This window comes from Stenotrophomonas sp. STEN083 (genome assembly GCF_056759195.1).
This window is the reverse complement of record NZ_JBRRCU010000061.1, coordinates 15,888-28,449: the sequence shown is the minus strand read 5'-3', so window position 1 is coordinate 28,449 and position 12,562 is coordinate 15,888. Positions and strand designations below refer to the sequence as shown.

The window sequence follows — 12,562 nt, the reverse complement described above, 5'->3', positions numbered from 1 at the left end:
TGTGGCGTCTTCTTGCGTGCGATCTGCTTGGTGTGGGCTGGTTCCGGCTCGGCTTGGGGTGTGATGGGTGCTCGGGCGCGGCGCTCCCGCCGCCCCCCCACTACGCTGGGCATTGCCGGGAAAGCCTCTGCCGAGCATGGCTCGGCACTACAGTCGCTCTCACTCCATCGCTGCTTCCAGCGCCTGCGACAGCCGTTCCACCGCAATCACTTCCATGCCTTTCACCGTACCAGCCTTCGGCGCATTGGCCTTGGGCACGATAGCGCGTTTGAAACCATGCGTCGCCGCTTCGCGCAGGCGATCCTCGCCATTGGGCACCGGACGGATTTCGCCGGACAAACCCACTTCGCCGAAGGCAATGGTCTTCTCCGCCAGCGGCCGGTCCTGCAGCGACGACAACACCGCCAGCAGCACCGGCAGATCCACTGCTGTTTCCTGCACGCGGATGCCGCCAACCACGTTCACGAATACGTCCTGGTCGCCGACCAGCACGCCGCCATGGCGGTGCAGCACCGCCAGCAACATCGCGAGCCGGTTCTGCTCCAGACCGACCGCCACCCGCCGCGGGTTGGACAGCGGCGAGGAGTCCACCAGCGCCTGAACTTCCACCAGCAACGGGCGCGTGCCTTCGCGGGTCACCATCACGCAGCTGCCGGGCTGGCGGGTGCTGCCACCTGACAGGAAGATCGCCGACGGATTGGGCACTTCCTTCAAACCCTTTTCGCCCATCGCAAACACGCCCAGTTCATTGACCGCGCCGAAGCGGTTCTTGAACGCGCGCAGGATGCGGAAGCGGCTGCCGCTTTCGCCTTCGAAGTACAGCACCGCATCCACCATGTGCTCCAGCACACGCGGGCCGGCGATACCGCCCTCCTTGGTGACATGGCCAACCAGGAACACGGCAGTACCGGTTTCCTTGGCAAAGCGGACCAGCCGCGCTGCACTCTCGCGCACCTGGCTGACCGAACCCGGCGCGGCCGTCAGCGCCTCGGTCCACAACGTCTGCACCGAATCGGCGACGATCAGCTTGGGCCGCGCCTTCACCGCGTGCTGCAGGATGTTCTCGACACCGGTCTCGGACAGTGCGTTGATGCCCTCCAGCGGCAGGTCCAGACGCACCGCACGACCAGCCACCTGCGAGAGCGACTCTTCACCGGTGACGTACAGCACCGGCAAGCTGCTGGCCATCTTGGCCACCGCCTGCAGCAGCAACGTGGACTTGCCGATACCCGGGTCACCGCCGACCAGCACCACCGCACCTTCCACCAGACCTCCGCCCAGCACGCGATCGAACTCGCTGATGCCGGTGGAAACCCGCAGATGCTCGGTCTGCTGCACGTCCTTCAAGGCGGTGATCTTGGGCGCCTCGACCTTGCCGGCCCAGCCGCTGCGGCGCGCCGCCGGCGCCTTTGCCGAAGCTGCTGTCTCCAGCACGATCTCGCTCAGCACGTTCCACACACCGCATTCGGTGCATTGGCCCTGCCACTTGCTGTACTCGGCGCCACATTCGCTGCAGACGTATGCACTGCGGGTCTTGGCCATGGAAACTCCTATCTGCGTCAGCGCCGCAGGATAGCCCACCGATGTCGCAAACGCTGCGACAGCTAAAGTCCGCGCCACCAGTGCCGCTATGTAAGCGGGGCTATGCCCCATATCGACGTTCCAGGACCCTCCCCCAATGATTGGCAGTTACAACCAGAGCCTCGTTGTCGTCTCGTTACTGGTGGCGATCCTTGCCTCCTACACCGCTCTGGACATGTCCTCGCGCGTAGCCAACAGCCAAAGCCGCAGAGCTGCGCGCATCTGGCTGGTCGGCGGCGCGGTGGCCATGGGTCTGGGAATCTGGTCGATGCATTTCATCGGCATGCTGGCCTTCAAGCTGCCAATCCCGGTGGGCTACGATCTTTTTCTCACCACCTGCTCGTTGGCGGCCTCTGTTGGCGCATCGATGTACGCGCTGTGGCTGGTGTCGCGCCAACGCCTGCCTCTCGGCCGGCTGTTGTCCGGCGCGGTACTGATGGGCTTGGGCATCGCGGCCATGCACTACATCGGCATGGCCGCGATGCAGATGCAACCGGGCATCGACTATGACCCGATCTGGTTCACCGTCTCGATCCTGATCGCCATTGGCGCCTCGGCGGCGGCACTGTGGATCGCACAGCGTCTGCGCCATGAACAACCCAGGCTGTTGCCGATGCGCCTGCTGGCATCGCTGATCATGGGCGTGGCCATCGTCGGCATGCATTACACCGGCATGGCCGCCGCGCGCTTCCCCACCGACGCCATCTGCGGCGCCATCAGCGACGGCGGACTGGATACGCACCTGCTCGCGGGGCTGGTCATCGTCACCACGATTGCCACCCTTGCGGTCGCGCTACTGGCCTCGGTGTTCGACGGGCAGATGCGCCTGCGCACTGGCCTGCTGGCCCACTCGCTGGCCAACGCCAACGAAAAGCTGGTGCAGGCTGCGCTGCACGACCCGCTGACCCAGCTGCCCAACCGGGTGCTGCTGCAGGACCGCATCGAGCGTGCCATCGAGAAAGCCAACCGGCGTGAATTCGGGCTCGCGCTGATGTTCTGCGACCTCGACGGCTTCAAGAACGTCAATGATGCCTACGGCCACCAGCTTGGCGACCGCCTGCTGGTGCAGTTCAGCAGGAAGGTCAGCGCTCTGCTGCGCAGCCAGGACACCTTCGCCCGCCTCGGTGGCGATGAGTTCGTCATCGTGATGGCAATCGATTCACCAGACGACGCAGCCCTGATGGCCGAGCAGATCAGCGCCGCCATCAGCGCGCCCTTCCTGATCGACAATGCCGAGCTGCTGGTCAGCGCCAGCATCGGCATCGCCCTGTATCCGGAAGATGCAAGCAACGAACGCGAGCTGATGATGCATGCCGATGCGGCGATGTATCACGTCAAACACAGCGGCCGGAACGGCCATGCCTTCTTCACCTCGACCATGCAGGCTGGCACCCGGCAGCGCCTGCGCTTGCTGCAGGACCTACGCCACGCCACCGCACGCAATGAACTGGTGCTGCATTACCAACCCAAATTCCCGGCCGGCGGCAGCCGCGCCAACGGCGCTGAAGCGCTGCTGCGCTGGAACCATCCGGAGCTGGGCTTGCTTTCACCTGATGTGTTCATTCCCGTTGCCGAGCGCAGCGGCCTGATCATCCAGATCGGCGAATGGGTGCTGGATACCGCCTGCGCGCAGCTGCGCGCCTGGCATGATGCCGGCAATAGCGATTGGTCGATGGCGGTAAACCTGTCGCCATTGCAGTTCGCCTCGCCGACGCTGGTGGAGACGGTGCGCTGCGCGCTTGAGCGTTACGCGCTGAATCCGCGCCAGTTGACCCTGGAGGTCACCGAAAGCACTGCAATGAAGGACGTGGACGCCAGCCTGCAAATGCTGGAAGCCTTGACCGCGATGGGCGTACGCATCGCCATCGATGACTTCGGCACAGGTTACTCCAGCCTGCTCTATCTGAAGCGCATGCCGGCCACGGAATTGAAGATCGACCGCGCCTTCGTCCGCGACCTCGAGCACAACAGCGAGGACGCGGCCATCGTTTCCTCGATCATTGCGTTGGGTCGCACGCTACAGCTGCAGGTCGTCGCTGAAGGCGTGGAGACCGAGGCGCAACGCAATTTCCTCGGCGAACTGGGTTGCGACGTATTGCAGGGCTACCACCTGGGCCGGCCGGTGGCCCCGGCCGAGTTCATGCGCTGCAACAGCTGAGGTAATCCCACCGGTTGTGGGAGCGGCGTAAGCCGCGAAGTCCGGGATTCTGCAGATCCCAGGAATGCCGCCCCCTGAAGGATGGTCAGCTTCGCGGCTTACGCCGCTCCTACAACCACGGTCGGCTGATGGTTTGTTGGGAAAGCCCCTGCCGAGCATGGCTCGGCACTACAAAAGCGAAACAAAAACAAAGGCCGCCTTTCGGCGGCCTTTGCTATGCATCAAGCGATCAAGCCGCTCAGTGCATCATGTGGTGATTCATGTTCCACATGACCCACAGCGTGCCCAGCACGATGATGCCGATCACCACCAGGGTGAACATGCCGGCATTGACGTTCCAGCGGGCAGCCGAGGAACGGTCAAGGTGAAGGAAGAACACCAGGTGCACCAGCAGCTGCAGGATGCCTGCAACCACGATCACCGCGCCGGTGGCGAAGCTCGACATACCACCGCTCATCACCACCCAAAACGGGATGATGGTGAGCACGGCAGCCAGCACGAAGCCGATCAGGTAAGACTTGACGCTGCCGTGGCTCTCGCCAGCGGCACCGTGTGCATGATTGTCATGTGCGGACATTACATCGCTCCCGACAGATAAACGACAGAGAACACGCCAATCCAGACCAGATCCAGGAAGTGCCAGAACAGGCTCAGGCACGCCATGCGGGTCTTGTTGCGCGGGGTCAGGCCATCCTGCTTGAGCTGGACGAACATCACCGCCAACCACAGCAGACCAGCGGTCACGTGCAGACCGTGGGTACCAACCAGGGCGAAGAACGCCGACAGGAAGGCACTCTTGTCCGGGCCGTGGCCGTTATGGATCAGGTGGTTGAACTCCCAGATTTCCATGCCCATGAAGCCGGCACCCAGCAGCCAGGTAATGGCCAGCCAGAAGAACATCAGGCCCTGCTTGGACTGGTGCATGGCGATCATGCCCAGGCCGAAGGTCAGCGAGGACACCAGCAGCAGCGCGGTTTCCCACGCCACAAACGGCAGTTCAAACAGATCCTTGGCCGACGGGCCACCATTGGTGCCGCCGGACAGAACCACATACGTCACGAACAGGGTGGCGAAGATGAGCAGATCGCTCATCAGGTACACCCAGAAACCGAAGACGGTGTTCTCGCTGGTGTCGTGATGCTCGTGATGATCATCACCATGGTCCGCAGCGTGCGCTGCGGAACCGTGGGTCATCGTGTGGGCGTTCGTGCTCATGCCTTCACCTCGGTCTTCACCAAGCCCTGAGCTTCCAGGTGCTTACGGTGTTCGTTCTCGATACGTTCCACCTCGGCAGCCGGCACCCAGTAATCCACGTCCTTGTCAAAGGTACGGTAGATGAAGGTGGCGATCATGCCGACCAGGCCGATGATGGCCAGCACCCACATGTGCCAGACCATCGCAAAACCCAGCACCAGGCTGAACGCGCCGATGACAACACCGGTACCGGTGTTCTTCGGCATGTGGATGTCGCTGTACTTGGCCGGCTTCTGCCAGGCTTCGCCGCGCTGCTTGCGGTGCCAGAATTCGTCCAGCTCCTCGCCCTTGGGCAGGGTGGCGAAGTTGTAGAACTGCACCGGAGAAGCGGTTTCCCACTCCAGGGTACGGGCATCCCACGGATCGCCGGTCAGGTCAGCATTCTTCTTGCGGTCACGAATGGACACGGCGATCTGGATCACCTGGCACAGGATGCCGAGGGCGATGATCGCAGCACCGATCGCGGCAACCACGAAGTACGGCTGGTAGTCCATGTTCGGGTAGCTCTGCATACGACGCGTAGCACCCATGAAGCCCAGTGCGTACAGCGGCATGAAGGCCACGTAGAAGCCGATGAACCAGCCCCAGAACGCACGCTTGCCCCAGGTTTCATTCAAGGTGAAGCCGAACATCTTCGGCCACCAGTAGGTGATACCGGCAAACATGCCGAACACCACGCCGCCGATGATGACGTTGTGGAAGTGGGCAATCAGGAACAGCGAGTTGTGCAGCACGAAGTCGATGGCCGGGATCGCCAACATCACGCCGGTCATGCCGCCGATGGTGAAGGTGACCATGAAGCCGATCGTCCACAACACCGGCGAGGTGAAGTGCACGCGGCCGCGGTACATCGTGAACAGCCAGTTGAAGATCTTCACGCCGGTCGGGATCGAGATGATCATCGTCGTGATGCCGAAGAAGGCATTGACGTTGGCACCCGAGCCCATGGTGAAGAAGTGGTGCAACCACACCAGGAACGACAGCACACCGATCGCACAGGTGGCATAGACCATGCCCTTGTAGCCGAACAGGGTCTTGCGCGAGAACGTGGCGATCACTTCAGAGAACACACCAAATGCCGGCAGCACCAGGATGTAGACTTCCGGGTGACCCCAGATCCAGATCAGGTTGATGTACAGCATGGCGTTGCCGCCACCATCGTTGGTGAAGAAGTGCGTACCCAGGTAACGATCCAGGGTCAGCAGCACCAGGGTGATGGTCAACACCGGGAAGGCAGCAATGATCAGCACGTTGGTGACCAGGGCGGTCCAGCTGAACACCGGCATGTGCATCAGCTTCATGCCCGGGCTACGCATCTTGAGGATGGTGATGAAGAAATTGATACCGCTCAGCGTGGTACCCAGGCCGGAGACCTGCAGCGCCCAGATGTAGTAGTCCATACCTACGCTTGGACTGTATTCCAACCCTGACAAGGGCGGGAACGCCAGCCAACCGGTCGCGGCGAATTCACCGATCCACAGCGAGATCATCATCAGGCCGCAGCCTGCGACGAACAGCCAGAAGCTCAGCGAGTTCAGGAACGGGAAGGCAACGTCGCGCGCACCAATCTGCAGCGGCACCACCAGGTTCATCAAACCGGTGATCAGCGGCATGGCCACGAAGAAGATCATGATCACGCCGTGGGCGGTGAAGATCTGGTCGTAGTGGTGTGGCGGCAGATAGCCTTCGGCGCCGCCAGCAGCAACCGCCTGCTGGGCACGCATCATGATCGCGTCGGAGAAGCCGCGCAGCAGCATCACGAACGCCACGATCAGGTACATCGCGCCGATCTTCTTGTGGTCCACCGAGGTGAACCACTCCTTCCACAGGTAGCCCCACAGCTTGAACTTGGTGACCGCGGCAACCACCGCAAGGCCGCCCAGGATCGCGCCGATCAGGGTGGTGAGCACGATGGGATCGTGCGGCAGTGAATCAAGAGAGAGTTTTCCAAGCATCGTCATTCTCCCGAGGTGCCATGGCCGGCGTGTGCGGCTTCGGCGGGCTCGTTTGCAGTGTGACCGGCGTGGCCGTCAGCCTCGGCGGCAGCAGCAGGAGCAGCGGCGGCAGGAGCAGCATGGCTCATGGCGGCGTGGTCCATTGCTTCGTGGCCCATCGCAGCGTGGTCCATGGCTTCAGGCTGCATCGCCTCATGGCCAGCACCTTCGTGCGACATCTTCTTGCCATCGTGCTTCATGCCGAAGTGGTGATTCTCACCGGCGTGCTTGGCAATGATGGTGTTGAACAGGCCCTTCTCGGTGCTGCCGTAATAGGTCACCGGGTACCAGTCGTGGTTCTTCTCGGCGCCCAGTTCGGCGAAGGACTTCTGGTCCAGCACCTTGGCGTCGCCGCGAACCTTGGCCAACCAGGCCTGGTATTCCTCGTTGCTCACCGCGTGCGCGGTGAAATGCATCTTGCTGAAGCCGGCACCACTGTAATGCGAGGACAGGCCTTCATAGCTGCCAGCTTCGTTGGCAACCAGATGCAGCTTGGTCTCCATGCCGGCCATCGAGTAGATCATGCTGCCCAGATGCGGAATGAAGAACGCATTCATCACGGTATCGGCAGTGATCTTGAAGTTCAGCGGGGCATCAACCGGGAAGGTCAGCTCGTTGACCACGGCGATGTTCTCTTCCGGGTAGACGAACAGCCACTTCCAGTCCAGCGAGATCGCTTCGATCACCACCGGCTTGGTATCAGACTCCAGCGGCTTGTACGGATCAAGCGCATGCGAAGAACGCCAGGTCAGCACGGCCAGGACCAGAATGATCATGCACGGGATCGACCAGACCACCACTTCAATGGCGGTGGAGTGAGACCAGTTGGGCTCATAACGGGCCTTGGTGTTGGATGCGCGGTACTTCCACGCGAACACCAGCGTCAGCACGATCACAGGAATGACCACCAGCAACATCAGCACCGTACAGGTGATCAGCAGCGTGAGTTCATCCCGGGCGATCTGGCCCTTGGGGTCAAACAGGGCCCAGTCGCAGCCCGTCATCATGACGGCCATAGCGACAATGAGGCCCGGACGCAAAAAGCGTCCAAGAGTTTTCAACGGAATCATCGGTCGATCCAATTGCGAGGGAGAGCCGGACCTGGCAAGCCCATACATGCAAACGCAAACAAGCGCCCGGGGATTGCCCACCGGGGAGACATGTAGGGGGTTGTCAGATTTCAGCCCCGCAATTTTAGGCCTTCACACACCACTTAAGAAAGGGATTGACAATGATTTCACGCAGCAAAAGCGGGCAATCCTGTGCGACACGTTGTCGCACCTGTGGGCTGGATCGGGCAGATTCAGGCAGATTCGGCAAAGCCCCGAACTGATCGCAGCAGCGCTCGGGCTCGCTTCACCCTGTCGCACGCTGACATCGAGCGCGTTCATATGACCCAAGGCTGCACATCCAGCCCGCACCTGACACCGGTGAGTGCGGCTGTCCGCAGATCCATGACAGTCAGCCTCGTTCAGGTTCATGAGCAAGATGACGACCCGGCGCGATGACGCGTCATCACCTGTTCAACAGCGAACCGCAAGACCAGCCCCGCCGAGGTCGCAGGCACTTGGATTGAGCTCGCCCATCGCGCCGCTGCCGACGCCATCACCAGCAGCCGCGCAACTGCAGCAGTGACCCAGCCGTTTGTGCGCAAGCCACCAGCCCACCGCCGCCCACAGAAAAGGCCCGCACGAGGCGGGCCTGATCTGGTGCCGGAAATAGGAATCGAACCTACGACCTACGCATTACGAATGCGCCGCTCTACCAACTGAGCTATTCCGGCGAAGGTGCGGATTGTAGGCAAAGGTAATGCCATTGGTCAATCCATTGCCCACACTATCCTTCTATAACCCCGAGCCGCGCCAAGCTGCTGACATCCCACCACCGACCGAGCCAGGGAACTGATCGGACAGAGCTACCCAGAGATCGCACAAGTACTGGACAGGCGCGTTTCACGACCATCCTTCGACCAGTTGAAAAAAACTCGCCACACTTCTCCGTGAGGCAGACCGGTGACATCAAATTTGTAGGTTTTCAATCGACTCAGCACCGCACGATCGATCGGGTAGTACCTAGACGAGCGGATGATACTGACCTGATGCGCGAGCCCTTCGCCGTCGAGTCTCACCGCCAGTTCCATACACCCCCCAGATGGGAATCGCCCCGCCGGCCCTCGGTTCAAGACTATGTCAAAAGGAGAACTGAGCGCGCTTGGCGGCATCGACTCTGGGGACAGAGTTGAGGTCAATGCAAACAGCATCAGAATTTCTTTAATCATGACTTGATCTTCTCAAGGAATGGGCATGCCGCCATAAGATTTACGCGCATCCAACCCTATCTCTGATCGGTAGGCATTTTCCATATACCTCGTAACATTTATCTCACCAGAATCTGAACCATCGAAAGGGAGGTGACTATAGCCAAGAGCGGAAGCGCCGAGCGGCGTGTGCCCAATTTCGTGCGCGATCAAAGCATCCAGCCCCATACCCCGCAAGTCACCAGGATTTCCGTTTAGCCGTTTGAAACCTGCCACGTCGAGGCTGTAAGCAACATAGTTCCCCCCTTGCGAAGCGTCATACCCACCTGAAAAACCGGGCAAAAACCCAGACTCCGGCAGCGTCTGCATAAGGTTGATTCTCTGATTTGTACGGACAGCCTCGCGCCCTACAGCCCCGCCAACCGTTGAGCGCAGAAAACGACGGGCCGCAGCCATCGTCGGCTTAGGCATTGAGCTAGGCTCTGGAGCAGCGCGGGGATCAGGAGATGAAACGGATGAGTGCGAAAACACTGAGGACACCGAGCGCACACCAACTGAAGTGGCTGATTTGGCTTGAGTGGTGAACTCCCCTGAAGAGGCACAAGTATTGTCGACATTTGTGATTCGTGAACCTGTGCAACGACCATCCGGATCGTAATATCGGTAAGGATTATTACTGGCGTACCAATACCGGTTAAACGCCCCCACCGGGTTACTGTAAGCCGTCACCGGATCCACCGACAGGAACCTGCCGATCTGCGGATCGTAGTAGCGCTGCTGCATGTAGTTCATGCCGGTCGCCGCATCCAGCACATGGCCAGTGAAGCCAGGGCCATCCTTCGCTGTTGCATTCACCACCTGCCCATAGGGCTCGTACTCGCTGGCTTCCAGAAGTGCCTTGTTCGCACCGGTCACCGCGACCGGGCTACCCAGCACATCGGTGTGCTGGTACTTCGGCGTGATGACTGTGCCTGCCGCTTCGCGGAACGCGACCAGACTTCCTCCCAGGTAGACGTACTGGGTGCTGATACCAAGGCGGTTGTCGCCGGCATACATCAAGCGTCCGTCTTGCGCGTACAAGCTGTACTTGCTGGCCGTGGTGTAGTCACGAACTCGCCGGCCCGCGGCATCGTAGACATAACTGGCTACGCCATTGACGGCACGCAGTCGATTGCCAAAGTCGAAATCAAAGATCTTGCCGTTCTTGTTGTTGAGGTTGCCCTGTACGTCGTAGCCAAGGCCAACCACGCTGGCACCGCTGCAACTGCCGGTCTTCACGTTGGTCAGCTGCCACTTGGCGTCATAGCAGTAGTAATTGTTGCGTGGCGACGTACCGCCCGCAACGTTGACCCGTGTCAGGTTGTCGAGCACGTCGTAGGCATAGGTCGCCGTGCCGAACATCGCCGAGGTGGTCAACGTCAGCCGGTCCAGCCCGTCATAGGCCATGCTGCGGTTCTGGCGACCAGCGATGTTGTCGGTGATCTGGCTGACATTTCCGTTCTTGTCGAAGCCGTAGCTCAGATCCAACCGTTTGTCGGCGGCGGCTGTACAGCCTGCCACCACGCAATCGGTACTACGGATCGGTAGCTGCCGAGCATTCTGCGTCATCGTGTGAACGATGCCGTTGCCGTAGGTGAATTGTTTGATTGCCCCGTTGGGGTAATAGCTCACGCCAGTTGCAAAGGTTCCAGCTTGGGTGGGCTGGCCCAGCGCATTCGGGGCAAATGTCACTGATTGCGCGTTCGGATACTTTTCGCTGGTGCGGTGGCCGTTGGCGTTGTAGGTGTAGCTGATAGGCCAACTGATGCTATCCCAGAGCATCCGCTCCTCGGTCAGCATCCGCCGACGGTTGTAGGTGTACTGTGTGGTGACAAGGTTGGTGCCATTCGCGGCGGTAACCGCCTCTGGCAGACCATCGGCCGTGTAGCTCCAGGTTTGATTGCCCAGCCCATCGGGGAAGGTCAGCGTCTTCAGTCGGTTACGGGCGTCGTAGGTCCGGGCTGCGGTCCGCGACAGGATGGCAGTGGTCTGGCCGGTGGCATGACAGGCTGCAGTCGCACCCCAACCGCCGGATGACCATTTCAGATTTCCGCCCGCGTCGTAGCCCATCAAGGTCGCGCCGGTCTCTGGCTCAACTACACGGCATAGCTCTTGATTCGCGTTGTAGGTATAGGTGCGAGTGGCCTGCACCGTGTTCCCGCTATTCCCCCGGACAATGGACGTCGGTTTGCCAAATACATCTCGGTTGATGGTGGTGACCGCCCCTTCCGGATGGGTGATCTTGACCGGTGCGTCATAGCTGGGCTGGTCGAACATCTGGTACCAGGTGCGGGTCTGGCCACCGCCGGGCACGGTCACAAGCGTATACGCGCCGGAAGTGTTGTTCAGATAGCTCGTGGTTGTGGTCAGCAAGCCCTGCTCGGAATCCTGTGCAACCGAGCGGGTTCGCCCAAGCGCGTCGTAGGTTGTCCAAACGCCCTTGTCGGGATTGCTGATAGCAGAAGGATAGGAGGCAAATGCGACGCGACCTTCATGATCGTATTCGTAACCGGTGAAGCGCTCGGTGCCGGCGACATTTCCTGCATCATATTCACGCATGAGCAACGGGCGCCACAGAGCATCAAAGTAGCTGACCTTGACGCCGTTCCCGGTGGTAACCGTCTGTCTCCAGTGACCGGCCGGAATGCCGTACTCAGTTGCGGCTACCTGGACGAACGCCCGAGTGGTCGTCGCCCATGCCGTACTGTCGCCAGTCGGGTAGGTCGTGCTGGCCAAGCGCCCCATGGCGTCGTAGCCATAGTTGGTGGCAAAGCCGTTCTCGTCGGTCACCTGGGTGATCCAGCCACTATCGTTTACGACTGCTGATTGGGCCTTGCCATCGGCAAAGGCAATCAGTTGCGGAATGCCGCGCTTCCAACTCGACAAGGTGGTGAGGTTGTTGTTGCCATCCTTGACCGTGGCAACCGTGCCGTCAGCGTTGTAGGTCAGCGTCTGCTTGAGTTTGCCGAACGAACGGGACTGCAGTGGCGATGCCGTGTTGGCGTCGTAGGAGGTCTGTTCCGCGACCACGCCATCGATAGTGCGACTGGCAACCTGGCCAAGTACCCATTTAGCGGTGTTGTCGTAGTAGGCAATTGTTTCAGTACGAGAGAAACTTTGGGCACAAACGTTACTGATTCCAAGGAATGGCGACAGTAGAAGTGGCCACACCCCAAATCTCCCAACGAAATTCGTATTCATCATTTACGTTCCTTGTAGGACCCACCGCGACGACGTCCAATCCGCAAAAATAGCGCTACCTACCGCAGTCACGTCGGG

7 protein-coding genes and 1 tRNA gene are annotated in these 12,562 nt (G+C 60.5%); 1 reads left to right on the top strand and 7 read right to left on the bottom strand.

Translation table 11 applies throughout. From position 1 onward, the window contains the following. Positions 1 to 159: 159 nt before the first annotated feature. A complete protein-coding gene (radA, locus tag ACVOK8_RS15605; RefSeq protein ID WP_481516936.1) occupies positions 160 to 1,542 on the bottom strand; it encodes a DNA repair protein RadA in 1,383 nt (460 codons plus the stop codon). Between the two features lie 136 nt (positions 1,543 to 1,678). Here radA and ACVOK8_RS15600 point away from each other — a divergent pair, with 136 nt between their 5' ends. Continuing rightward, positions 1,679 to 3,739 carry a putative bifunctional diguanylate cyclase/phosphodiesterase gene (locus ACVOK8_RS15600; RefSeq protein WP_481567631.1) on the top strand — a complete coding sequence of 687 codons (2,061 nt, stop codon included), beginning with the start codon at positions 1,679 to 1,681 and terminating at the stop codon, positions 3,737 to 3,739. Between the two features lie 238 nt (positions 3,740 to 3,977). Here ACVOK8_RS15600 and cyoD read toward each other — a convergent pair whose 3' ends face one another. From cyoD to ACVOK8_RS15570, 6 genes are all read right to left on the bottom strand, one after another. Next, complete coding sequence (gene cyoD / locus ACVOK8_RS15595) at positions 3,978 to 4,316, bottom strand: cytochrome o ubiquinol oxidase subunit IV (protein WP_282271076.1); 339 nt, start codon at positions 4,314 to 4,316, stop codon at positions 3,978 to 3,980. Next, positions 4,316 to 4,954, bottom strand: coding sequence for a cytochrome o ubiquinol oxidase subunit III (cyoC, locus tag ACVOK8_RS15590; protein WP_481546146.1), 639 nt, complete (start codon positions 4,952 to 4,954; stop codon positions 4,316 to 4,318). Before cyoC ends, cyoD begins: the two co-directional genes overlap by 1 nt. Then, positions 4,951 to 6,948 (bottom strand): cytochrome o ubiquinol oxidase subunit I, encoded by a 1,998-nt coding sequence (cyoB, locus tag ACVOK8_RS15585; protein WP_481567630.1) that lies wholly within the window; start codon positions 6,946 to 6,948, stop codon positions 4,951 to 4,953. The genes cyoC and cyoB overlap by 4 nt, the downstream gene beginning before the upstream one ends. Before the next feature lie 2 nt (positions 6,949 to 6,950). Then, positions 6,951 to 8,057, bottom strand: a complete 1,107-nt coding sequence (cyoA, locus tag ACVOK8_RS15580; protein WP_481567629.1) for a ubiquinol oxidase subunit II — start codon at positions 8,055 to 8,057, stop codon at positions 6,951 to 6,953. Between the two features lie 637 nt (positions 8,058 to 8,694). Beyond that, a tRNA-Thr gene (locus ACVOK8_RS15575) sits at positions 8,695 to 8,770 on the bottom strand. A 507-nt stretch (positions 8,771 to 9,277) separates the two neighbouring features. Further along, entirely contained in the window at positions 9,278 to 12,484 is a 3,207-nt protein-coding gene (locus ACVOK8_RS15570) for an RHS repeat domain-containing protein (RefSeq protein WP_481567628.1), read from the bottom strand. Positions 12,485 to 12,562 lie beyond the last annotated feature (78 nt).

Excerpts from the sequence above, each read along its gene's own strand:
- cyoC (WP_481546146.1), bottom strand. The coding sequence starts at position 4,954 with ATGAGCACGAACGCCCACACGATGACCCACGGTTCCGCAGCGCACGCT.
- radA (WP_481516936.1), bottom strand. The coding sequence starts at position 1,542 with ATGGCCAAGACCCGCAGTGCATACGTCTGCAGCGAATGTGGCGCCGAG.
- cyoA (WP_481567629.1), bottom strand. The coding sequence starts at position 8,057 with ATGATTCCGTTGAAAACTCTTGGACGCTTTTTGCGTCCGGGCCTCATT.
- ACVOK8_RS15570 (WP_481567628.1), bottom strand. The coding sequence starts at position 12,484 with ATGAATACGAATTTCGTTGGGAGATTTGGGGTGTGGCCACTTCTACTG.
- cyoD (WP_282271076.1), bottom strand. The coding sequence starts at position 4,316 with ATGTCCGCACATGACAATCATGCACACGGTGCCGCTGGCGAGAGCCAC.
- cyoB (WP_481567630.1), bottom strand. The coding sequence starts at position 6,948 with ATGCTTGGAAAACTCTCTCTTGATTCACTGCCGCACGATCCCATCGTG.
- ACVOK8_RS15600 (WP_481567631.1), top strand. The coding sequence starts at position 1,679 with ATGATTGGCAGTTACAACCAGAGCCTCGTTGTCGTCTCGTTACTGGTG.